Below are 22,469 nucleotides of genomic sequence, written 5' to 3' on the forward strand. Positions count from 1 at the left end.
TTCAGCCGCGGCTGACCAGGGCACGCAGGAAGAAGCCCAGGTTGGCCGGGCGCTCGGCCAGGCGGCGGGTCAGGTAGCCGTACCACTCGGTCCCGTACGGCACGTAGACCCGCACCGCCCGGCCCTCGCGCGCGAGCCTGCGCTGCTCCAGATCGCGCACGCCGTAGAGCATCTGGTGCTCGTAGCGGGTTCGGCCTGCTGCGATGGCCGCATCGACCAGCACCGGGTCGTGGCTGGCCACCATCGGGTAGCCGTCGCCGTGCATGAGCACGTCCAGGCAGCGCAGGTAGGAGTCGGTGACCTCCGCGCTGTCCTGGAAGGCGACCTCGGGCGGCTCGTTGTACGCGCCCTTGCACAGCCGGACCCGCGCATCCGTGAAACTGCCGCAGTCGGCCTCGGTGCGGTGCAGGTAGGACTGGAGAACCACGCCGAGCCAGGGGAACTCCGGGCGCAGGGCGTGCACGGTGGCGAGGGTTTCCGCGGTGCCGGTGTGGTCCTCGGCGTCGACCGTCACCCAGACGCCCGCCCGTTCGGCAGCGCCGCAGATGGTTCGCAGCCGATCGGCCGCGGTAGGCAGCCCCCGACCGCCGGTGGCGTCCGTTCCGCGGTTTCCGGTGGCGCGAGCAGGCTCGGGGAGTTCCCGGCCAAGGGCCGTGAGCTTCACCGATACCTCGAGTGCGCGCGCCCAGCGCGGGCCGAGCGCGATGCCGGGCACGTCGCCCAGCGTCGCCAGATCGGCGATCAACGCCAGGTACTCGGCGACGACGGCATCCGCCTGCGCCGGATCGACGGTGTTCTCCCCGAGGAAGTCGACGCTGACCCGCCGCCCGTCGGCGAGCAGTTCCCGCAGCACCGGGAGCAGCGCGGCCCGATCGGCACCGGCTACGAAGCGCCGCACCACCGCCGCGGTAGCGGGCACCGTGGTGACCGCCTTCGCCAGCCGCGGCGACCCCGCCGCAGCGAGAATGACCGGCCGCAGCGGGTTCACGGCGTGCCCATGTGCGGGTAGCGATGGTCGGTGGGCGGGACGAACGTCTCCTTGATCGTCCGCGGCGCGACCCAGCGCAGCAGGTTCAGCGGCGACCCCGCCTTGTCGTCGGTGCCGGAGCCCCGCGCCCCGCCGAACGGTTGCTGCCCCACCACCGCGCCGGTCGGCTTGTCATTCACGTAGAAGTTCCCCGCCGCGTACCGCAATCGGGTGCTCGCCTCGGTGATCGCCTGCCGATCGCGGGCGAAGACGGCGCCGGTCAGCGCGTACGGCGCGGCGCCGTCGACCTCGTCCAGCACGGCGGGCCAGGCATTGTCGTCGTAGACGTGCACCGCGAGAATCGGGCCGAAGTACTCGGTGCCGAACGCCTCGTCGCGCGGGTCGTCGACCAGCAGCACGGTCGGCTGCACGAAGTACCCCTCGCTGTCGTCCGCTTCACCGCCCACCGGAATCTCGATCCCCGCGGTTCTTGCCCTGTTCAGCGCTGCCACATTCTTGTCGTAGGCGCGACGGTCGATCAGCGCCCCGCCGAAATGAGTCAGGTCGGCCACATCGCCATAGCTCAAACTCGCAGTGGTGTGCAGGAAGTCGTCCCGCATGACGTTCCAGACCGAGCGCGGAATATAGGCGCGGGAGGCCGCCGAGCACTTCTGACCCTGGTACTCGAAGGCACCGCGAACCAGCGCGGTAGCGAGCGAGGCCGGGTCGGCCGAGGGGTGCGCGACGACGAAATCCTTCCCCCCGGTCTCGCCGACCAGTCGCGGATAGCCGCGGTACCGGTCCAGGTTCGCGCCGACCTGCTGCCACAGGTACTTGAAGGTCTTCGTCGAGCCGGTGAAGTGGATCCCCGCCAGATTCGGATCGGTGAGCGCGACCTCGGAGACCGCGTGCCCGTCCCCGGTCACCAGATTGATCACCCCCGGCGGCAGCCCCGCCGCTTCCAGCAGCTTCATCGTGTGGAAAGCGGCCACGGTCTGCGTCGGCGACGGTTTCCACACCACCGTGTTGCCCATCAGCGCGGGCGCAGTGGGCAGGTTGCCCGCGATAGCGGTGAAGTTGAACGGGGTGATGGCGTAGACGAAGCCCTCCAGCGGGCGGTAGTCCATGCGGTTCCAGGTGCCCGCGCTCGACTCCGGCTGCTGGGCGAGGATATCGCGGGCGAAGGCGACGTTGAAGCGCCAGAAGTCGACCAGCTCGCACGGGGCGTCGACCTCGGCCTGCTGCGCGGATTTCGACTGGCCGAGCATGGTCGCGGCGGCAAGGGTCTCCCGCCACGGGCCCGCGAGGAGGTCGGCGGCGCGGAGCAGCACGGCCGCGCGCTCGTCGAACGGGAGCGCGCGCCAGGCCGGTGCCGCGGCCAGTGCGGCATCGATGGCCGAGCGGGCTTCCTCGTGCGTGGTGTCGGTGTAGCTGCCGAGCACGTGGCTGTGCCGGTGCGGCGTGACGATCTCGTGCAGCGCGCCGGTGCCCGGCCGGTGTATTCCGCCGATGACCAGCGGGATCTCTACCTGCTGCTCGGTGATCTCGGTGAGTTTCGCGCGGAGCCGGTCGCGCTCCGGGGTGCCAGGAGCGTAGGAGTGCACCGGCTCGTTGCCGGGGAGGGGGACAACCGTGACAGCGTCCATATCTCAGGCTAGCGCCGGATCGCCGATCCGTCCGGTAGGCCACCGCAGGCTGCGAGAATCCAGCACCGCGGAGATGACCTACGGGAGCCCTCGCTCCGTCGGAAGTTGCCACTGCCGCCCGCGTAGTGAAATCTCTCCAGCATGGAGGAAGCGATCGAACCTCTGCAGCTCGAGGAAATCATCAAGATCATGCCCGAGCCGATCCGCGAGCACTGGGTGGTCGTCGCGAACAAGCGCTACCCACCCAAGCAGGTCTATCAGCTCCTCACCGGCTTGCCGCGCTCGGCATTCACCTCGCACCGCGCCCTTGCCGAACTGCGAAAGTCCGGCCTTACGACCAGTGTCTACACACCTCCCTCGACCGAGGCTGTCCGCACGGGACCGGTCCAGGAATCCGAAGAGTCGACGAGCAGCCTCCAACTGGCGGAATCGTTTGCGACACTGCTGAAGTTCCTCACCGACCGCGACCTGACGCTGCATCTCGCCACCGCGGAGGCCGCCCTCGAGCACGCGGATTCGACCGCGAGCAGCACGGTGATCACCGAGTACGGATTCAGCGACGACCTCCTCGACGCCGCGCTGGCCGTGCGTGCACACGTCGGTCGCCTCAGCGACGTCATCCACGCGACCGTCATCGCACGCGTTCTGCCGGCCATCCTCGAACCCGGCGAGGTGGTCGCGCAACGGCCGTCGCTGGGAGCGGGCAACGACCCGTCGCGTCCCTTCGACCTCGAAACCAACAGGCGGATAGCCGAATTCAAGGTCGCGCAGTGGAAGGGCGCCGACACCATGCGCAAACGAGGCGTAGTTGCCGACCTGGTCCACTTGGCGCTGGACGACCGTGATCTGCGCGCCCAACTGTTCGTTGTCGGCACACTTCCCATCCACTTCCTGACGACGTCCAAGACGACGATCGAATGGGCGCTCGGCCGATCGTCTCCGCACACCAGAGCCCGATTCGAAGAACGCTTCGGACCAGCGCGCGAACACACCGTCGCCGATTTCACTCGCCAGCACGGCGGGCATATCGAGCTCGTCGACCTGACAACGCTCGTCCCGTCCTTGGCGTTGCCGCCAGAGCTCATCTGACCCCGCGAGGCCCCGACCTCAGGTGGAATCCCGAGAGCCACAGCCTTCGCGGCGCTCCAGCATTGGGTATACGGTAGCGCCGGGGGATACCGCTGTGGGCTGTCCCGAAGACGTGAAAGCGGGGCGGAGCGTGCACGGTGCGGAACCCGAATCGGAGCTGGACCAGCAGATAGCGGCGGTTCGCGGGGAATCGCGATCGCCCGACGGAACGGTGACCATCGAGACCGACCCGGCGGGCCGGATCACCCGCCTGCACGTCGCCGACTACGCCATGGACGACGGCCCCGAACGCTTGGCAGCCGTCCTCGCCGAGCAGCATCGCAACGCACACACCGCTGCCATCGACCACGCCGTGCGCATCCTCGACCCCGCGGCGTCGAATCCGGGAGACAGCGGTGTCTGACGACCTGGCGCAGGTGGCCCGACAGGTCGCCGAACTCAATACCGCCGTCGCGAAGGTGCGGGGCGCTGCGTATTCGCCCGACGGCTCGATCACCATCGAGGTCGACATCTACGGCACCATCACCGACCTGCGCTTGACGGAGTTCGCGATGGAACGCGGGCCGGAGCACTTCGCCCAGCTCGTCCGCGACTGCCACGAGCGGGCGCATAGGGCGGCGCTGGCGGAAGCGCGGGAAACCGAGGATCGAGTTCGCGGGCAACAGGATTCGCGGGGTGCGCGGTGAACGTCGATCCGGTCAAGGTGCGGGAGCTGGCGACGAGGTTGCGGACGCAGGCAGGGATTATCGAGGGTCACCAGCCGCTGGCCAAGGCCACCCGAGATGCCGCTCGCGAGGGCATCGACGAATCCGAGACGTTCGTCCGGGTACAGGAAGTGCTCGGGGCGCTGGACCGGGTCGTCCGCTATCACGCGAGCCGAATCACCGCCGTCGCCGCTGATCTCGATACCGCCGCCGCGGCCTACGAAGCCCAGGAAGCGGCCAGCGCAGCGTCGATGGAGCAGGCGGGCCAGCGATGACGGACGGCAGTTCGATCGAGATCTCGACCGTGCTCGGGTGGACCATCAGCCCCGCTGAACGGCTGCCGACCGAACTCGACTCCCTCGCCAACACCATCGAGACCGATGTCGAAGCAGCCAGCCGCGACGTACAGAATTCACGCGACTACTTCGAAGGCGAGGCGGGTGACGCCCTCCGGACCCGGTTCGAGACCGAACGACGGAATGCGCTCGCCACCGTGGACGCGATCTCCCTCGATGAAGGCCCCCATCCAAGAGGTAGCCGAGATCTTTCGTTCGGCCAAGACATCCATCGTGGACACCGTCCGCAAGATCGAGGCCTCGGAATACGAACTGTTCTACACCGAGGACGGCCAGGTGCTGTCGAGGAAGTCGGTGCTGGACTGGATGACCGACAACCTGCTCACCGGCCTGACCCGATCGATGTCCGTCGAGCGAACACGTCGTGAATATCAGGAGGCGCTGCAGGAGGCGTTGAACGATATCTGGACAGCCGATCTCCGCTACAACGCCACCCTCAACGAGGTGCTCGAGAGCCTGCCGGAGGCGGTTCGCGAAGCGCTGATCCCGGTACCGAGCGATCCGGAACTGGCCCGCATCCTGCGCGAATACCAGGTCGACGCCTCGGGCACGACGGTCATCTTCCCATCCGGCGTCCTCTTGGACACACTGCGCCTCTACCTACCGGATATCCAGCCGAAAGCGATGACGCAGGAGGAGGCGGCGGCGCTGGCACTTCTCGCCACCAAACCCCCGGAGGGGGTGTTCAACCTGAAGACCTTCTACGCCGTTCAAGACGAGGCAGCGGAGGTGGCGAAGACCGCATACCCGGAACTCGACATGACGGAGAACAGAAGGTCTCTCGCGGACGGGCATTCCGATGCCTTCCGGCACATGTTCTGGAATGCGCGCATGACCCAGGAGTTCGGCCCCGAGTGGACGAGCACCTTCACCAGCGCGCACGAGATGGTGGGCAGCAACCCCGCGGCCCGGGAGGCGATGGACCTCTACAACAACGAGCGCGGCCGGGAAATCGGAACACAGAACATGAACGCTTCGCCGGAGGAGTTGCAGCAGAAGGTTCTGGAGGCCATCGACAACAACCGGGCGGTGGTCCTCCAAGAAATTCCCGGAGGTGCGCAGATCGCTTTCAGTAATTCGGTCACGCCCGGCACGAACCCGATTCAGCCTGGGGCCGACCTCCCCTTGAACGGAAGATGACATGCGATTTTCCATTGCCCGGCTCGCAGCAGTGACCATCGCCGCGATCGTGACCTGCACGGGATGTCAGTTGATCGGGAAGGAGCCCGCCGGCCCTGCCTGCTCCGGGCAGACCTTCAATCTGAAGGATCGGTCGGCGGCACCGCTCGGCCCGCCCAAAGAGCTGGTATCGGCCTTCAACGACGCGGTGGATCAGCGGCAGAAGTCCGTGACCATGGCCGAGATGGTGAACCGCGCCGGGTGGTCCGACGGCTGGGATCGAGCGATCTATTTCGGCGCGGGCATGACCGACGCGGACCTGAAGCAGATGTCCGGCTCGAACCTGGAACTGGCGTGCTTCACCGGGCGACCGCAGTACAACGACGACAATCCCGATATGGCCAGCCCGTACATGAGCCTATTCCTGTCCAACGGGCAGCCTATTCAGGCCGAGCTATGGACCGGCCAGAATCCGAGCCTGGATTTCGGAGGCCGGGAGTTCCTGACGCCGGACACGGTCTTCCGCTTCGATCCCAACCCTGGCGTGATGGTCGCGGAGTAACCGCTGGCTCGACAGCCGATTGGAATCGCCAGACAGTCATCGATTGGGTCATTCAACAGAGGCGAACGACTATCCCAGCTCCGCCGTCCTGGCCCACCGCGACCGCATGGCCTCCGACTGGGACGACAGCGCCCAGGCCGCCTGGCTCGCCGACGCGGGTATCGACCTGATCCGCGGCCACGCCCGCCTCAGCGGCCCGCGCCGGGTCACCGTCGGACCGCGCACGCTGACCGCGAACCACGCCGTCGCCATTTGCACCGGCACCCGCGCGGCACTGCCCCCCGGTTTCGCCGCCGTCCGCCCCTGGACCAGCCGCGAAGCGACCAGCGCCCGCACCGTCCCCGCCCGGCTCGCGATACTCGGCGGCGGCGTGGTGGCCGTCGGGATGGCGACCGCCTGGCAGGCGCTCGGCACGCAGGTCACCCTCATCGTCCGCGAGGACCGCCTGCTCCCCCGCGTCGAGCCCTTCGCCGCCGCCCTGGTCACCGACCGCCTGCGCGCCGCAGGCGCCGACCTCCACTTCACCAGCGGAATCACCCACGCCCAGCGCACCGACGCCGTGCGGCTGCTGATCGACCCGCACCGGCGGACGATCGTCGGCGCCACCTTCGCCGGCCCCGGCACCGCGGAACTGCTGCACTCCGCGACCATCGCGATCACCGCCGGAGTCCCGATCGACCACCTCTGGCACGCCGTCCCGCCCTTCCCGACCATCAGCGAGGTGTGGCTGCGCCTCCTGGAGACCTATCGCGACCGGCGATCCGCCGCCGCTCCCGGCCGTTGAGGCCGCCCAGATGCCGAAGCGCTCGTCGCGGGCGAGGGCGTATTGGTGGCAACGCTCGCGGACCTCGCAGCCAGCGCGGATGCGCTTGGCGTCGCGGGCGGATTTGCCCTGGTCGGGGAAGGTCTCCGAGGGGCCAGATGTCAGATTCGTCCGCGTGCGGCGCGGCGAGGGGCCGAGCCATTCAGCTGGTGCGGGCACGATCGCTGACGGTGCTGCACCGAGATCTGCTCCATGTCCGATGCACGGCATTCAGCCCACACCGGAGCTGGCTCCCTCGTCGTTCGCGTCGACCCGCTCCTCAACCGCAGGACGCCGCAGCAGCCGCTCCGAAGCCATCCGGGCAAGAGTCGGGCGCGCCCGCCGGACTGCATCGGCCGCCGCCGTCATGTCGGTCCGCCCGCCGACCCGGTACACCTGCCAGAGAAACCGCAGCACCAGCCACAACGCCACCAGACTGCACACCGACGGCACCACCATCGCCAGCAACCACGTCGACATCGCCATCCTCCGTCTCGGATCCCCGCGGCCGCACGGCCGCTGCGACCACATCAGCAGGCTCGCCGAAGCACCGCGAGCATTCAGGCTCGCGCATCGCGAAAGTGCGACATGCCCCGCTGGAGCCCCGCCTTTCGGGATACTGGAGCCCGTGAGCGAGGGGCAGGGAGAGGCGTCCGATTCCAGCAGGAACCGCCTGGCGCAAGCCCTTCGCGACCTGCGGGAGTGGTTGATCGAACGCCTCCGCGCCGGTGACGACCACCCGCCCCGCGCGGACGAGCTGCCCACCGACGCCGCGGCACTCGCCGCGGGCCGCAACCCCTCGCACCTCAGGGCCGCGCTGGCGCGCTTCGCCGTAGACAACAGGCTGTCGGCCGGACTGCCCGCCGACCATATTGCGATCTGGATCGAGACGTCGGGCTTGCGCGGGGTGCGCACCAGCGTTACCGAGTGTGCTCGGCAACGTCGGCTGTCCGCGCGCCAGATCCATCGGCGCATCTTCGAAGTCGACACTGCGATGGCAAGCCTGCTCATGCGTGAGTCCGCGATAGGTGCGGCGTTACCGGAAGTCGGCCCACCGCTGCCCGCGCCCGATTGGGACGAGCTGTTCGAGCTCCTTCGCGCCGAGGCGATGACCGCCCCCGATGCCCTCCGCGCAGTGGACGCCGTCACGTCCTACCGGCGCAACCGGCGAGGCGAAGCGACTGCGAAGGCCGGCGGCTATCTCGATACCGCCAAGGACAAGCGGTTCCGCGACACCCGCCGGGTCGAAGCCTGGGCCAGAACAGCGGTGCAGAACCCGCCGGTGGCCGCGCTGACCCCGGCGGAAGGTGAGTTGCTGGTGCGGTGCCAGGGTGTCAGCTTGGCCGAGGACCCGCGAACCGCCCTGGACAACATCGACCACGCCCTGGCCACGCAACAGCGGCACTCGTTACCGCTGCTGCTCGCACACGCAGGCCGATTGCTTCCGGACGCGAACGCCGCCGGCGTGGATTCGTGGTTGCGCTATCTTCAACTGCGCTTCCACGCCGCGATGGAATCGGAGCACATCTCCGCGCTGCGATTCGCCCGCGCACTCCAGGCCGATGCCGCGCGGCTGGTCGGCCCCGGCGACCCCCGCGTGCGCACCGGTCTCGCCGGACGAGCTCACATTCTGCAGATGTTCGGCCATTACGCCGCCGCTACCCGGTGCTACACCGCGCTCATCCGCCACGCCGCGCACTTTCCGGCCAGCGACGGCCATCAGAAGCAACGGATCCACGACGCCTATGCGCAGATCGCCAATACCCAGGCCCTGGCCTCCGGGGACTTGAGCCTGGCCGAGCGCTGCCTCGGACGCGCCGCCGGAATAGCCGACGAACTCGTCGATGACCTGGAAGTGCAGTTCGCCTTCCTGCGCCGACGAATAGAGGTCCGGCTTGTCCGTGAGGTGGGCCGGGCAGAGATCGCGCTGGTAGGCCGTCCCCGCACCGAAGCCAGGCTCGCGGACGACCTTCTGCAGCTGCGGTCCATCGCGGAAGGACTCGGCAAATCCAACCGGAGTCTGGCGATCAGTGACCTGCTCATGCTCTTCGCAGTCGCCACCCGCGACGCCGGTGCAGCCGAGCGGGCACGCGACGAGTTCCAGCACGTCACCGATCGGATCGGCGGCTTCGCGAACCTGACGTTCCGCTTCAATGCCCGATTGGATACGGCCAGGGAACTCGACGCCAGGTTCGCCGATATCGCACCGGTAACCGGGCCGGAGGATGCCCTGCGAACCGCCCTCGGCACCCCACCTCTCGCGACCGGGCTACTGACGACACGCACCCGCGCTTGACGTCCGACTACCTCTTCCGGTGATCGAGCCGGCGGCCGCTAGGCTGTGCAGTCGTGGCCGTCTACCTCGTGACCGGCGCCGCGGGATTCATCGGCGCCAACTATGTGCATCACCTGCTCGAGTGGGAGCCGGACGCGACAGTGGTCGCAGTCGACTACATCGGGTTCGCCGGCAATGTCGCGAATCTGGATTCGGTGATCGACCGGGTGATCTTCGAGAAGGTCGATATCGCCGATCTCGAGGTGATGGACGCCCTCTATCGTCGGCATCGTCCGGACTTCGTGGTCAACTTCGCCGCCGAGTCGCACAACGATCGAGCCATCCTGGGACCTTCGTCGTTCATGCGCAGCAATGCGCTGGGGGCGCAGGTGATGGCCGAATGTAGTCGTCTGGTGCCGGTCCGGTCCCATGTGCACGTTTCGACGATCGAGGTCTACGGCGAGCTGGCAACCGGGGATCAGTGGTTCACCGAGCGCAGCCCGTTGAACGCGAAGACGCCCTACAGCGCGGCGAAGGCTGCCGGGGACCAGATGGTTCGCGCCTACATGCAGACCTACCCGGACATGAATCTGCGGCTGACACACTGTGCGAACAACTACGGGCCGTTCCAGCTCCCGGAAAAGCTGATTCCGCTAGCGGTGACCAATGTGCTACGCGGCCGGAAAGTGCCCGTGTACGGAGATGGGCTGCAGAGCCGCGACTGGCTGCACGTTTCCGATCACTGCGCGGCAGTGCACCGGGTGCTGCACGCCGAGTTGGAGCCGACACCCGCGGCAGCCGCCACGGATCCCGGGTTACTGCCGATCTTCGATATATCCGCGCGCTGCGAGGTCACCAATCTCGAGATCGCGCGCAGGGTGGTGACCGAGCTCGGCCGGAACCCGGATGAGTGGATCGAACACATTCCGGATCGGCCGAATCACGACCGCCGGTACCTGATCGATCCTGGCAAGATCGAATCGCAGCTGGACTGGGCACCGAGTCACGACTTCGCCGAGGGAATCGCGGCGACCGTCGCCTGGTACGTCGAGCACCACGGGTGGTGGGAGCAGATCATCGCCGAGAAGGGCGAACTCGGCTTCGACTGGAGTCGGGTCGGGCCCGCCGCTCAGTCGCACTAAGTATCGGAACTCAGCACGGTATACCCCTTCGGGTCCCGCCACGGTCCGCCGTGGCGGTCGAACCAGCGTTCTACGTCGACGCGGACAGCAGCGAGAATTTCCGTGCGGTGCGCGGAGTCCCCAGGAACACCGCAGGTGAACTGAGCGAACACGTCGGCATAGTCGACGACGTCCTCCGGAGAAGGAAGGGCAAGGGCATTGTCACGACGCCAGATGCTGACGTTGCCGAATTCGGCACTGATCAGCTCGGCGGCACCTTCGATCGTCAGCTGTGCCGTACCGGCGGGGTCGGCGGCCCAGGTCATGGCGGCAGGGCGAGCTGCGAAGCCGTAGCGCTCGGCGTGCGCGACCACCAGTCCTCGGAGCCGGGGCGCGGTCGTGGTGTGGTTGAGAGTGAACGCGATGCGGCCGCCGCTCCGGATGATTCTCCTGATCTCGCGCACGCCGGCTGCCGGGTCGGACAGGTAGTAGAGCAAATGCATGGCGCTGACGCGGTCGACGGAGTCGCCGGTGAACGGCAGCTGGGTAGCGTCTGCCCGGCACCCGTACACCGAGCCGAGTGCAGCGACAGCGGTGAGTGCGCTGGCACGGAGGTCGGCGCCGATCAGGGGTCCATGATGCCCGTTCGCCCGGAGTCCGTGCAGGAATGTTCCGGTGCCGCAACCGATGTCGAGAACAGCCTCGTGACCGATCAGTTCCAGGGCGGTGCGAACGTCCCCCTGGAGGTCGAAGTGGTGTTCGGAGTAGCGAGCGTGGACGGCGAGCTGGGCGGCCAGCAGATCGATGGGGTCGCGCACCACTGCTCACCCCGGCCGGCCGGGCTTGGTGACGACATACGAGCCGATTATCAGCGCATCGGCAGAGCTGGAGTGCAGGAACGCCAGAGCGTGGGCGGGCTCGGCGATGATCGGTTCCCATCCGGAATTCATGCTGGTGTTCAGGACGGCCGGTACCCCGGTCATCGCGTGGAATTGTTCGAGGAGCCTCCGGTACAGCCCATCCCCCGCCGCGACGGTATGCGGCCGGCTGGTGCCGTCGACGTGTGTCGCTGCCGCGATTGGCTCCTGTCGAGCGGTCGGCAGAGTGAACGACATGAACGGTGCTCGGAGACCTTCTCGACCGAAGAGCTCCCCGCACTGTTCGGCCAGGATGGAGGGGCCGAAAGGGCGGAATTGTTCGCGGCGTTTGATCCGATTGACCTGAGCGCGGGTCCCCGCCCGAGCGGGGTCGGCCAGTAGCGAACGCGCACCGAGGGCACGGGGCCCGAACTCCATCCGGTCTTGGAACCAGGCCACCACTTTGCCTTGGGCAAGCAGGTCTGCAGCTGTGTAGGCGGGATCGTCGGTCACACCGTAGGTGGCTCCACAGTCGCGGAGAACAGCCTCGATCGCCGAGTCGGCGAAGCGGGGGCCGAGGCGGGCATCCTCGAGGCGGGCGGGCCGGTGGCCGTTGGCGGCGGCGACCAGCAGAGCCGCACCGAGGGCGGTCCCCGCGTCGCCGGAGGCGGGGCCCGCGTACACCTCGGAGAAACCGGCCTGCGCGACCACCTTGCCGAGCGCGACCGAGTTCTCCATCACTCCCCCGGCTACACACAATCTGACGTCGCCCGGCTGACGGTGCCGTGCGACGAGAGCGTGTACAGCAGCTTCGATCGTGCTCTGCGTGGTCGCGGCGACATCGGCGTGTCCAGGCGTGAGGTGTCCGCCGGGTTGCCTTCGCGGCGGCAGTCCGGGCAGCTCATCGACGCCGACCATCGGCAATTGGTCGGTGTGAAATACAGGATGGCGGTGCAAGACCTCGCGGTGCAGCAGGGTGGTGTCGAGCTTCGGAAGCCCACCTTCTACGCGCAGCAGGGGGTGCGTGTCCTGTGGGGTGCCGTGCGCGGCAAGACCCATCACCTTGAATTCGTCGTGCTGACTGCGGTAGCCGAGGTACTGGGTCATTGCGGCGGCGAACAAGCCGATGGAGTCGGGAAAGGCCACGGTCTCGATCGGAGCGATCACGGTGCCAGCGGCGCGGTATACACCGGCCGAGACGCCGTCGCCTGCTTGGTCAGCGGTAACCACCAGGGCGTCATCGAACCCGGAGATCAGGTAGGCCGATGCGGCGTGGGCAAGGTGATGGTCGACGAGTTCTATGACGGGTACGTGACCGAACTGATAGTTCAGGTAGGCCTGTAACCGGGGAACGAAGTCCCGCCAGGTGGCGCGGGGAAAGGCGATCACATCTACATCGTGAATATCGATCTCCGCCGCGGACAGCACGTAGCGGATCGCGTGATCGGGCATGAGCCCAACGGCATGTTTGTAGCGAATGAATCGCTCTTCCTCTGCCGCGGCGACGATTCGGTCATTGTGGATGAGCGCGGCCGCGGCGTCGTGGTCGGCTCGCCCGAAGCTCCCGTGAATCCCCAGCACATACATCGCGGTCTGCTCCTGTCAACCGGTGTGGGCGCGACGGTAGGCGTCGATGGTGTGTTCCAATCCGGCGCTCAGCGTGCGGGACGGGGACCATCCGAAAGCGTGGCGGGCTTTGCTTGCCGAGGTGATCTGCCGGGGTGGATCGCCGGGGCGGGCCGCCGTGTACTCCACGACCACTCTCGGGTCGGCGACCGAGTCGATGATGCGGTGTACGAGTGCGGCGACGGTTTCCTCGGTGCCGGTGCCGACATTGAAGACCTGGCCGTGCACTTCGGCCTCGGTCAGTGCCCCGCGGACGAGAACTTCGCACATGTCGTAAACGTGAATCCAGTCGCGGCGGGCGGTGCCGTCTCCGTAGATCGCAATCGACTCCCCCGCCAGAGCGCGGGTAATGGCCACCGGCACCAGCCAGCCGGGCTGCTGGTGCGGGCCGTAGATGGTCACCGGGCGCAGTACGACGACCGGCAAGCCGTCCCGAGCGTGGAAGGCCGACAGGTAAGCCTCGAAGGCGGCTTTGGCAGCCGCATACAGCGTGGTCGGATGTACCGGATCGGTCTCGGTCAGGTCGTCGGAGTCGTTGATGCCGTATACGTCGGCAGTCGAGACGAACAGCAATCGGCCGATCCGGGCATCCGTGAGCGCGCGCAGATAGCCGACGGGGTCGTCGGCCACTCCCATCTGTGGCGAGTCGGCCGTATTGATCTCCGCAGCAAGGTGGATCACCACATCCCCGGGACCGACCAGGTCGGCTACCAGGCCCGGGGTGTAGATCGAAGCACGCTCGAACCGGACCCTGGAATCCGCCAGCACCTCTTGAGGAATCGTCTGCGTCCCGTAGGACAGCGGGTCGATCAGCACGAAGCGTTCGAACCTGTCGAATTGCCGATCGAACATGATCCGCCTGAGCAGGTTGACTCCGATGAATCCGCCTGCACCGGGAACTATGAGATTGGGCACTGCGGTCGACCTCTCAGGATGGCGCCGACAACATCGATCACTTCCGCGACCGTGGCGTCGGAAATGTCGCGCCACAGCGGCAGGCATATATGGCGGGCGGCGAATTCGTCAGCGACCGGAAACGGCTGATCACAGAGATCTGCGAACACCGGTTGGGTATGCAGAGGCCGGGTGTACACGCCACGGCCGAGAGTAACGACGGCAGCAGCCGCACTGTCGTAGAACTGTTCGCGATCGATCGAACAGTCGAGGAGAGCGACAGCTTTATGGCCGCTGACCTGGCCGTATATCGCTGGGAATGTCAGTCCGTGCCCGTCGAGCGCGACGCTGTAGCGATCGATCACCGCGCGTCGTCGGGCGACATCCCGAGCGAGATGCGCGAGTTGCGCGCATCCGAGCGCGGCGCCGATTTCGCTCATTCGCCAGCTCGAGCCCACCAGGGTGTGCTGATCACTGTCGTCTTTGCCTTGGTTGCGATACTTGCGAGCGCGGGCTGCCAGCCCCGGATCGTCCGTGGTGACAGCTCCGCCCTCTCCGGTGGTGACGACCTTGGTGGCGAAGAAAGAAAACGCGGCCGCATACCCGAGTCCTCCCGCCGGGCGAGAGCCGAGGGCCGAGCCGTGCGCGTGGGCAGCGTCCTCGATGATCGGCACGCCCGCTTCGCGGCATCGGGTGGCGATGTCGTCCAGGCCCGGACTGACGTACCCACCGATATGCACGACCACCACCGCCGCAACATCGCCACACAGGCGACGGCTGAGGTCCTCGTTCGACGGGTACAGTCCGGCGTCGTACAGCCGCACCCGCGCCCCGGCTGCCAGCGCGGCGGCGGCAGTCGCATAGTTGGTGTTCGTCGGCACCAGCACAATCCGACCCGCGACGTTCAAATCCCGAAAAATGATCTCCAGCGCCGCGGCTCCGGAACCGACCGCTACCGCATGCCGAGTTCCGGCCATCGCCGCCACCGCCGCCTCGAGCGCTTCGGTGTGCGGGCCGAGTACCAGCCGACCCGATCGAAGGACCTCGCCGGCCGCCTGCAGCACGGTAGCAATTTCGTCCTCCGGTACGGCGGCGGTGAATGGGGGAATCACTGCGCACCCGCGCGCGTGTGCGCGCCCCAGGGCGTGACGTCGATCAATCCGGTGATGTCGAGCCTTCCGCTTGCCCGCGCCTCGAGCTCCAGTGCGGGCTCGGTGGCTGTGACCGCCGCGGCCACCGCCCGAGAGGCATGCAGGGCGAGCGTCATCTTGCCCGGCAGCACCGTCCACCACCCCGCGACACCATCTCGTTGCCGGTGATCGATGACGGCGTAGTCGGGCTCGGTGCCCCACTGATCACCACTGCCTCGCACGTGCTCGGTCTTGCTGCAAACCCACCCGACCCCACCACTCAGGTCCACTCGCCCGGGTTTCAGCCGTTCGGCCAGGTCGCGGACCAGCCGCGCGTTCTCATCGGCGGGGACCGGCCAGCGAGCCGGCCCGTCCACGAATCGCTGCGGCGCACCGTAGCGAGACGCAAGCACCACGCCCCCACAGGCCGAGGGCGCCACCGCCGGCCACCCGAACTCCAAGCCGATGATCGCGCGCGGCAAGTCGCCGGGAAAGGCCATCATCGTCTCCAACCTCGAGCGCAGCTCACCGGCTACCACCGACCCCGATGACTCGAGGATGTCCCGGGTACCGATTCCGCTGCAAAGCACCACATTTGCCGCTTCGACGACTCCGAGGGCGGTTCGCACTCCGCGCACCGCCCCGTGGGCGGTGACCACCTGTAGCGCCCGCGCGCCGACCAGCAGCCGAACACCGCCGCGGAGACAGCGGCGAGCCAGATCGGCGATCAGCTCGCCGGTATCGATCAGCAGCTCTTGGACCGCTCGGGCCGACGTGCGCGCTCCGTCCACCATGTTCAACAGCTCAGCAAGTTCGTCGTCATCAACGGCGCTGTGCGCAATGCCGAAACTCCGCCACAATTTGTCGTAGGTATCGACCGTCGTCGCCGACCCGATGTACCAGCAGGCTGCACTCCCGGTGACAGCGTCGGGGAACGACTTGCGGTATGCCGTCTGCGCCTGTGAGCAGGCTGCCACGATCTCGGGATGCCACCGCGCATACAGCGCGCCGCCGTGCACCATGCCGTGGTTTCGCGTGGTCGCACCGGAACCGAGCAACTCGCTCTCCAGCAGCGCAACCGACGCTCCCGCTTCGCTCAACCGCGACGCGGTCATCAATCCGGCCACCCCGCCGCCCACCACGACACAGTCGTACTTGCCTGCTTCCATCGCTCCCCCTTGTTCACACCGCTTCGAGACACCCCGAGTCAGCCGCAATGAAGCCCGATCCCCCTGCTGATGCGGACCTGCCAGCGCGCAGGTCAGCCGATCCACCCGAGCGGTCGCACCCCGAAACGCATTCAGCCTCAACAATATAGCTCGCATCCAGCACCCTGTGGCGCGATCATGCAATGAACGCATCCGCAGCCCTACGGCTCGAGAAATAGACACTCGTTGGGCATCCGGACTGCTCCACCCTGGCACCGACTGGCTCTACGTGGTGGACGTCGTGGACTACGACCTGAGCCGCGTCATCGGCGCCCAGCAGTACCTCCCCGGCTACCGCGGCCAGGCACGGCTCCTCATCGACCCGCACCAGCGCACCATCGTCGGCGCCACCTTCGCCGGCCCCGGCACCGCGGAACTCCTGCACTCCGCGACCATCGCCATCACCGCCGGAGTCCCGATCGACCGCCTCTGGCACGCCGTCCCGCCCTTCCCGACCATCAGCGAGGTATGGCTGCGCCTCCTGGAGACCTACCGCGACCGCTGATCCGCCTGCGCTCCCGCCCCGAGAGCCCGCCCCAGATCCCGAACCGCTCGTCCTTGGCGATGGCGTACTCCAGGCAGCGCTGCCGCACCCCGCACCCGGCGCAGATGCGTTTGGCGTCACGCGCCGATTCGCCCTGGCTCGGGAAGAAGGCGTCGGGGTCGGTCTGCGCGCACAGTCCGTCGGCTCGCCACGACAGTTCCTCGAAGGCGGTGTCGCACGAGGTGGAGAGCATTGTCGTCATGCTGTGAACTTTCGCCGATCCGGGGTCGGGCGTCGCCACCGCTGACAGGGAATTCCGGTGGCGGCTCTCCCCCATCCGGAATACCTGCTACCTGGAACAGCGGGTCGCGGGCTACGGCTCGAGGAATAGGCACTCATTGGGGAGTCGCGGTGTCTCGTGTGCACCGTACGCGGCGATGCGGACGTGTTCCGCGAGGCGGTGGCGTTGCAGGTCGCAGACGAAGATGAGGGCGGCGGTGAGGCAGGCGACGAAGTGGAATTCGAGTCCACCGAGGGTGAGGGTCAGCCAGATGTCGGGTTCGTCCGGGTGCGGGGAGGTCGGGGCCGACCCGTTGCGGCCGGTGTGGGCTTGGTCGTTCGCGGTGCGGTGAGGGGGCATTGGGGGTCGCCTCCGTGGACTGGGGTGTTGGAGCGCTTTCCGTGGGGTTGGGGTGGCAATCGGGCGAAGGGGTGTTGCGGGCAGGGGGAGGGCGGTGGTTCGTTCAGTGGTGGGTTCGGGGGTGGCACCAGCAGATTGCGTCGACGATCCAGTCCCTGGTGGGGAGGTAGGTGTCGGTGGGTGGGATGACCCATGTGCGGTGCGCGGTGCCGGGCGTGGGCAGGGGGAAGGTCCCGGCATCGGTGATTCCGGCGTTCAACGCGGCGAGTTCGAGGTCGGCGTAGGTGTCGAGGGGGCCGACTCGGGCGAGGAACATCCAGCGTCCGCTGAGCGTGGACGACGAGATCGGGCCGCATCGTCCTGGTACGTCGTCCATGCGTCGTTGCACAGCGGCGCCGAGGTGTGGTGGTGTGGTGACCACACAGAAGTCGTCGCCGCTGGCCCGGATGGTGTTCACCCCGTCGGCACTGACGAAGGCCGGGATGCCGCACACTTCGCGGTAGTAGTCGCAGAGCTCTTCCAGAGTCGTCTCCCACGGTGGCACGGCGACATACATTCGGTTTCCCCCTCGGTTGCTGGCCCTCGGATGCGAGGGCGCCCGGCTCCGGACCGGGGCAGTGGGTCCGGTGTGCGGGAGGAACCCCTGACGTTCCTTCCGGGCCGGGCGCCGGGGACAGAAGACCGCATTGGTAGGCGCGTTTCGAGGGTGTCCGGATGATCCGTGGCAATCGCGTCGATCAACCTGAGCGATCTCCAGATATGATGTAAACCGTTGTATGTGAAGACTTTTCCTTCATCCAAAGGGGAGATCTGTGGCATCCAAAAATAGGGGCCCCAGTGTTCAAAACGGGGAATCCAAAAGTGTGGGGCGGCCTGAGGCTCACGCGGGGTCGACCGTGCCGCGCAGACAGTTGGGTCGGCATCTGCGGGAGCTACGGCAGGAGTCCGGGCTGACGATCGCAGAGGTTGCTCGGCTGATCGAGCGGGGCGCGGGGACGGTGCAGCGGCTCGAGACCGGAACACCGCACCGCATCCGGCTACTCGACATCGAGGCGCTGTGCCGCGTGCTGCACGCCGATCAGACGATGACCGATGCGCTGATGGGGTTGGCTCGCCAAGGCAACGACCGGAGCTGGTGGCACGAGTACGGCGACCTCATCCCGGAAGCTTTCAGCGTCTACATCGGCCTGGAAGCGGCCGCCGCCACCTCGACATCGTTCAGCAACATCGTCCCCGGCCTATTCCAGACGCCGTCATACGCCGAGGTCATGATCCGCACAGCCTATCCGGACAATGCCGCCTCGGACATCTCCCGACGGGTGCAGATTCGGCTCCACCGGCAGAGGCTCGTCACTCGCAATTGGCAACCGTTACGCGTAATCGAGTTGCTGGACGAGCAAGCGCTGCACCGTGTCGTCGGAAGCCCGGCGATCATGTCGCAGCAGCTCCGACACCTCGCCGACCTGAGCACCCGGGACAACATCGAGATCAGGATCGTGCCGTTTACCGCTGCGCTACCACTCGGCGAAGTCGCCGGCCCCTTCGGCATTCTCGACTTCGCACAGGGCACTACCGGTACGCGTGAACCGTCCACTGTGCATCTCGAAGGCTTCACCGGCGCCTTGTATCTTGAGCAAGCTGAAACCGTAGAGCGATACCGTAAGGCGCACCAGGCCCTGAGCCGCGTAGCGTTGAATCCGCAACAGTCACGTGACCTGCTCCGGCAGGCAGCAAGGAGGTTTGTGCGATGAATGTCGACTTCGCCGGAGCCCGTTGGTCCAAATCATCCAAGAGTGGTGATATCGACTGCGTCGAGGTTGCATTCGCTGGCCGACAGGTCGGTGTTCGAGACTCCAAATGCATTGAACAGGGCCATCTGATGTTCACTGCGGAGGTCTGGGGTGTCTTTATCGCTGGTGTGATGGGCGGCGACTTCGAACAGTCATAACGTGCTGACGGGAGTTCAGCAAAGGACCTGCTGACCGAGCTCCCGTCCGGGCTTCTTGGCAACTCGAATGTAATCAGCAGACGAGGCCAGCAAGCCCTCGGAGCTAACCGGCAGGCAGGTCCTAACCGTCCAAGTTGGGACCGCTTTTTACCGTCGGATAGAAGACACCAAATTTCGTGGCCGGAATGAACAATGCCGAGTTTTCACTGCGATGACCATCATCAACACCAGAATCGACGTTGATCTGCCGACCAATATCACCGGGCGACACCGACGCGGACCCGCACAATTCCCCAAATTGGCACATACCGGCCGCACAGAATTTGGTTATTCCGGTTTCGCCCTGCCCGCCGCAGGGTACTTCGAGTGCGAGAGCGTGGTGGATCCGATCAATCCTTGATCTCGAAGACGTTCAAGGTGGCGAAGGTTACTCAAGGCTTCGATGAACCCTGCGAAGTCCTCGACCTTCTTCAACGGCTCGGTAGCGAGCTTGAAGTTGCGGCGAATTCGAGCAGTACCGGCACGCACGACATCCCCGGCAGCCGTGTCGTCAACTGCCGCATCGATGCGTGCGAGGGTCAGAGCGGCCAGATCTCTGCTGCATCCGGCAGGTTGGTCGGCGATAAATGTGTCGATGATGCGTTCCAGCCGGTTGTCGCGGCGGTCGTCGGTCTCACGTTCCCGAGCACGGCGCAGTGTGAGGGCCAATTGCTCAATCAGTACCGCGAAGTTGTTGTCCAGCGCTGGCACTCCGGCAGGACGGGGACCGCCCTGACTCTGAGAATCCTTAAGGTACCCCAGCAACTCCTTCGCAAATCCCGCCTTGCCGATTGTGGTGCCGAACGCGGACTCGAAGGCTTCTTGTAGGGCGTCCCACAAGCTGCCGTTCAAAGCGGGAATCCGCTCGATCACCGATTGTTCTGTCAGCCTCTTGGTGTCCTCGTCGAGATAGCCCAGAAAGGTGCGCGCGTAACGTCGTGCGACCGGGACCGCGACGCCGACTGGTACGAGGTCCTCCGGCTCGCGCACGACAACCCCGCCGGTGACCTCGAGGCTGTGCTGTTCGGCCCATTCGGAGACCAGCACGATCAGATCGTCAGCGACTGTGGGTTTGCGGTGGGCACCGCCGCGGCGGATCTGCTTGCGCGCTGTCTGACCGGCGTCGTCACCGTCGAGCAGTACAACGCAGGCCGGTCTGACCTGGTCACGTCCGCGGGCGAGGTAGAGCATGTATGGAATGTTGGCGCCACCGGGCACGATGGTGACCTGATTCAGGTCCAGACATCGACTCGGTGGCGTACCAGCGCGGAGCAGGCGGGCGTTCATGCCCGCGATCAGGACTTGATCGGCGATGCCCTCGACGAATAAATTGTCTCCGCCGATGAACGCAGTTTCAGCTACGAAAGCGCCCAACGAAGTACGCAGCGGCTCGTAGTGATTGCGTGTAGCATCCTTGACCAATCGTGTGCCCTCGTCACGAGAGCCCTTGTCCAACACTCGTACTCGATGCCCGGCATTGCGATTGATTAGAAACGGAGAGTGCGTGACGTACACAATCTGTTCGGCCCGGTCGCTGTCCTCTGGGTACGCGAAGTGCTCAAGTATTCGCAGCAGATCCTGCTGACCTGACGCCGACAGGTAAGCATCGGGTTCGTCCATCAGCAGAACTTCCGGCCGATCCGCTGGTCGCTCGTGCGACAGTAACTGCACGTAGTAGCTCAAGAAGTACCGCAGGCCGCGGCTGCGTTCGCTGAACGAGTAATCGGTACCGGTGCGGTCGCGGATGGTGAAAACAAGCTCATGCTCGCGCGGGGACACACGAAGCTGGAACTGCGGGTCTTGGCTCCACCACCGCGACACGTTTAGATGCCGAGCAATGGAGTTGTTCATCTCCTGGATCAGGCCGTTGACAAGGCCCTCGCGCTCATCGGCGATCGCCGCTTGCAGTTCGGCGAAACTGGAGCGCTCGATGCGAGCGATGTCGAGCAGAAGCGCCATGCCCAGATTCTGGGCCTCGGTGTGCTCGGAATCAGAGGTCGCGAGCAGGTCGAGCAACTCACCAGCGCGTTTGTTCGCTGTGTCCGCGGTACCGAACGACAGCAGTTTCGAGAGCACCGTAGAACGGGTCCGCCGGCCCGCAACCATCGCCACGCTTCCCGAAAGCGCTGCAATTGACACCGAATCTGGCAACGCCACACTGGTTTTCAGCTGGTGAGGGAATGGAAGCAGCGCCTCAAGTTTGGCTGCTACGTCCATAGACAGGTTACTGCGCTCACCTTGAGCGTTCACAACCTGCACGATTTTTGGCTCCGGGCGGATCATCAGTATGTCACCGTTGTTCAGCCTGGGAATCGTCACCCCGAGTAGCCGCCGTTCGTCCTCGGGATCGAGTGCCAATGTCGCAGCCACCTCAGGGAATAGCCGGGCGTCCTGCTCGACCGAGAACAGCGACGATGACCGGCAGAAGTCGCGTTGATGGTGTTCTTGCCCGGTCAGCAATAGCTTAACGGCGTCGATGAGGTGAGTTTTACCTGACTCGTTCGCGCCCACCACGGCGGTAATGTCACCCTCAAGCGGAATACGTATGTGCGGCATCCAGCCGTGCGGAGTCTGCTGCCAGGGCGCCGATTTGGTTCTCGCTTCGGGATTCGCCTTCAACTCATAGTCGAGATTGAACGACTTGTAGAACCGGATCCATACCGCACGGATCTGCATCTCACTCCCCTGTCCCCACCCGGAATCCACGCCGAACAAGACCTTCAGCAGCCTAGAGGCTGGATGAGCTGTAGGTGGGCTGTTCTGCGACAATGACCCGCTGCAGGGCACTGATCCGAGCCCGCAGCAATCATTTCGACACGCGAGGGCGCAGACCGTTCCGTCGCGGCGGGGTGCCAGCGGGTCGAGCGCGCGCATCGGAGGTCTGCCCCATCCGATGGGTTCCGGGCTCGTCTGCCTGACCGGGCGGAGCAGATCAACGGTCACCCTATCCAGCAGCAGCTCCACGTGCTACGAAACTTGTTGCAGTGCAGATGTTTCAGATA

23 protein-coding genes and 1 pseudogene are annotated in these 22,469 nt (G+C 66.2%); 12 read left to right on the forward strand and 12 right to left on the reverse strand.

Going from position 1 to position 22,469, the window contains the following annotated elements:
- Position 1: 1 nt before the first annotated feature.
- Together ACFUJ1_RS23685 and pruA are read right to left on the reverse strand one after the other, a co-directional pair.
- Complete coding sequence (locus ACFUJ1_RS23685) at positions 2–988, reverse strand: proline dehydrogenase family protein (protein WP_378648871.1); 987 nt, start codon at positions 986–988, stop codon at positions 2–4.
- Positions 985–2,613 carry an L-glutamate gamma-semialdehyde dehydrogenase gene (gene pruA, locus ACFUJ1_RS23690; protein WP_378648873.1) on the reverse strand — a complete coding sequence of 543 codons (1,629 nt, stop codon included), beginning with the start codon at positions 2,611–2,613 and terminating at the stop codon, positions 985–987. The genes ACFUJ1_RS23685 and pruA overlap by 4 nt, the downstream gene beginning before the upstream one ends.
- Before the next feature lie 141 nt (positions 2,614–2,754).
- Between pruA and ACFUJ1_RS23695 the strand changes: the two genes are divergently transcribed.
- The 7 genes from ACFUJ1_RS23695 (at position 2,755) to ACFUJ1_RS23725 (ending at position 7,227) form a co-directional block, all read left to right on the forward strand.
- Complete coding sequence (locus tag ACFUJ1_RS23695; RefSeq protein WP_378648875.1) at positions 2,755–3,702, forward strand: hypothetical protein; 948 nt, start codon at positions 2,755–2,757, stop codon at positions 3,700–3,702.
- 211 nt (positions 3,703–3,913) lie between these two features.
- Entirely contained in the window at positions 3,914–4,105 is a 192-nt protein-coding gene (locus tag ACFUJ1_RS23700; protein ID WP_378610437.1) for a hypothetical protein, read from the forward strand.
- The gene (locus tag ACFUJ1_RS23705; RefSeq protein ID WP_378648877.1) at positions 4,098–4,388 is read left to right on the forward strand and encodes a YbaB/EbfC family nucleoid-associated protein; all 291 of its coding nucleotides are present in this window, start codon (positions 4,098–4,100) and stop codon (positions 4,386–4,388) included. The genes ACFUJ1_RS23700 and ACFUJ1_RS23705 overlap by 8 nt, the downstream gene beginning before the upstream one ends.
- Positions 4,385–4,681, forward strand: coding sequence for a hypothetical protein (locus ACFUJ1_RS23710; RefSeq protein ID WP_378648879.1), 297 nt, complete (start codon positions 4,385–4,387; stop codon positions 4,679–4,681). The genes ACFUJ1_RS23705 and ACFUJ1_RS23710 overlap by 4 nt, the downstream gene beginning before the upstream one ends.
- Before the next feature lie 237 nt (positions 4,682–4,918).
- On the forward strand, positions 4,919–5,902 hold the full coding sequence (locus ACFUJ1_RS23715; protein ID WP_378648881.1) for a DUF6973 domain-containing protein: 984 nt from the start codon (positions 4,919–4,921) through the stop codon (positions 5,900–5,902).
- Position 5,903: 1 nt separating this feature from the next.
- Entirely contained in the window at positions 5,904–6,443 is a 540-nt protein-coding gene (locus tag ACFUJ1_RS23720; protein WP_378648883.1) for a hypothetical protein, read from the forward strand.
- Between the two features lie 43 nt (positions 6,444–6,486).
- Positions 6,487–7,227, forward strand: coding sequence for an FAD-dependent oxidoreductase (locus ACFUJ1_RS23725; protein WP_378648885.1), 741 nt, complete (start codon positions 6,487–6,489; stop codon positions 7,225–7,227).
- 54 nt (positions 7,228–7,281) lie between these two features.
- On the opposite strand, the pseudogene ACFUJ1_RS23730 reads toward ACFUJ1_RS23725, so the two are convergent.
- Both ACFUJ1_RS23730 and ACFUJ1_RS23735 read right to left on the reverse strand, forming a co-directional pair.
- Positions 7,282–7,476, reverse strand: a pseudogene (locus tag ACFUJ1_RS23730) (hypothetical protein); the annotation flags it as partial.
- Positions 7,477–7,725, reverse strand: coding sequence for a hypothetical protein (locus tag ACFUJ1_RS23735; protein ID WP_378648887.1), 249 nt, complete (start codon positions 7,723–7,725; stop codon positions 7,477–7,479). It lies immediately after the preceding pseudogene.
- A gap of 148 nt (positions 7,726–7,873) precedes the next feature.
- On the opposite strand from ACFUJ1_RS23735, the gene ACFUJ1_RS23740 reads away from it, so the two are divergent.
- Positions 7,874–9,541, forward strand: a complete 1,668-nt coding sequence (locus ACFUJ1_RS23740; protein ID WP_378648889.1) for a hypothetical protein — start codon at positions 7,874–7,876, stop codon at positions 9,539–9,541.
- 53 nt (positions 9,542–9,594) lie between these two features.
- Positions 9,595–10,662, forward strand: coding sequence for a dTDP-glucose 4,6-dehydratase (locus ACFUJ1_RS23745; RefSeq protein ID WP_378648891.1), 1,068 nt, complete (start codon positions 9,595–9,597; stop codon positions 10,660–10,662).
- On the opposite strand, the gene ACFUJ1_RS23750 is transcribed toward ACFUJ1_RS23745, so the two are convergent.
- Genes ACFUJ1_RS23750 through ACFUJ1_RS23770 form a run of 5 tightly spaced genes read right to left on the reverse strand, consistent with a single transcriptional unit; the run spans position 10,659 to position 16,317 of the window.
- Positions 10,659–11,459, reverse strand: coding sequence for a class I SAM-dependent methyltransferase (locus ACFUJ1_RS23750; RefSeq protein WP_378648893.1), 801 nt, complete (start codon positions 11,457–11,459; stop codon positions 10,659–10,661). The two genes, ACFUJ1_RS23745 and ACFUJ1_RS23750, sit on opposite strands and share 4 nt — an antisense overlap.
- A gap of 6 nt (positions 11,460–11,465) precedes the next feature.
- Positions 11,466–13,085, reverse strand: a complete 1,620-nt coding sequence (locus tag ACFUJ1_RS23755; RefSeq protein ID WP_378648894.1) for a carbamoyltransferase — start codon at positions 13,083–13,085, stop codon at positions 11,466–11,468.
- Between the two features lie 15 nt (positions 13,086–13,100).
- Positions 13,101–14,039, reverse strand: a complete 939-nt coding sequence (locus ACFUJ1_RS23760; protein ID WP_378648896.1) for an NAD-dependent epimerase/dehydratase family protein — start codon at positions 14,037–14,039, stop codon at positions 13,101–13,103.
- On the reverse strand, positions 14,024–15,082 hold the full coding sequence (locus tag ACFUJ1_RS23765) for a DegT/DnrJ/EryC1/StrS family aminotransferase (RefSeq protein ID WP_378648898.1): 1,059 nt from the start codon (positions 15,080–15,082) through the stop codon (positions 14,024–14,026). The genes ACFUJ1_RS23760 and ACFUJ1_RS23765 overlap by 16 nt, the downstream gene beginning before the upstream one ends.
- A gap of 44 nt (positions 15,083–15,126) precedes the next feature.
- Positions 15,127–16,317: an NAD(P)/FAD-dependent oxidoreductase gene (locus ACFUJ1_RS23770; RefSeq protein ID WP_378648900.1), complete on the reverse strand. Its 1,191-nt coding sequence runs from the start codon at positions 16,315–16,317 to the stop codon at positions 15,127–15,129.
- A 268-nt stretch (positions 16,318–16,585) separates the two neighbouring features.
- On the opposite strand from ACFUJ1_RS23770, the gene ACFUJ1_RS23775 reads away from it, so the two are divergent.
- Positions 16,586–16,861 (forward strand): hypothetical protein, encoded by a 276-nt coding sequence (locus tag ACFUJ1_RS23775; protein WP_378648902.1) that lies wholly within the window; start codon positions 16,586–16,588, stop codon positions 16,859–16,861.
- On the opposite strand, the gene ACFUJ1_RS23780 is transcribed toward ACFUJ1_RS23775, so the two are convergent.
- Positions 16,815–17,102, reverse strand: a complete 288-nt coding sequence (locus ACFUJ1_RS23780; RefSeq protein ID WP_378648904.1) for a WhiB family transcriptional regulator — start codon at positions 17,100–17,102, stop codon at positions 16,815–16,817. The genes ACFUJ1_RS23775 and ACFUJ1_RS23780 overlap by 47 nt on opposite strands.
- Positions 17,103–17,583: 481 nt before the next feature.
- Positions 17,584–18,036 (reverse strand): hypothetical protein, encoded by a 453-nt coding sequence (locus ACFUJ1_RS23785; RefSeq protein WP_378648906.1) that lies wholly within the window; start codon positions 18,034–18,036, stop codon positions 17,584–17,586.
- Positions 18,037–18,376: 340 nt separating this feature from the next.
- Between ACFUJ1_RS23785 and ACFUJ1_RS23790 the strand changes: the two genes are divergently transcribed.
- Together ACFUJ1_RS23790 and ACFUJ1_RS23795 are read left to right on the forward strand one after the other, a co-directional pair.
- Positions 18,377–19,231 carry a helix-turn-helix domain-containing protein gene (locus ACFUJ1_RS23790; RefSeq protein ID WP_378648908.1) on the forward strand — a complete coding sequence of 285 codons (855 nt, stop codon included), beginning with the start codon at positions 18,377–18,379 and terminating at the stop codon, positions 19,229–19,231.
- Positions 19,228–19,428 (forward strand): DUF397 domain-containing protein, encoded by a 201-nt coding sequence (locus ACFUJ1_RS23795; RefSeq protein ID WP_378648910.1) that lies wholly within the window; start codon positions 19,228–19,230, stop codon positions 19,426–19,428. Before ACFUJ1_RS23790 ends, ACFUJ1_RS23795 begins: the two co-directional genes overlap by 4 nt.
- Positions 19,429–19,755: 327 nt before the next feature.
- Here ACFUJ1_RS23795 and ACFUJ1_RS23800 read toward each other — a convergent pair whose 3' ends face one another.
- The gene (locus ACFUJ1_RS23800) at positions 19,756–22,143 is read right to left on the reverse strand and encodes an AAA family ATPase (protein ID WP_378648912.1); all 2,388 of its coding nucleotides are present in this window, start codon (positions 22,141–22,143) and stop codon (positions 19,756–19,758) included.
- Between the last annotated feature and the right edge of the window lie 326 nt (positions 22,144–22,469).

Source organism: Nocardia sp. NPDC057227, from assembly GCF_042669725.1.
Taxonomy (GTDB): Bacteria; Actinomycetota; Actinomycetes; order Mycobacteriales; family Mycobacteriaceae; genus Nocardia; species Nocardia asteroides_A.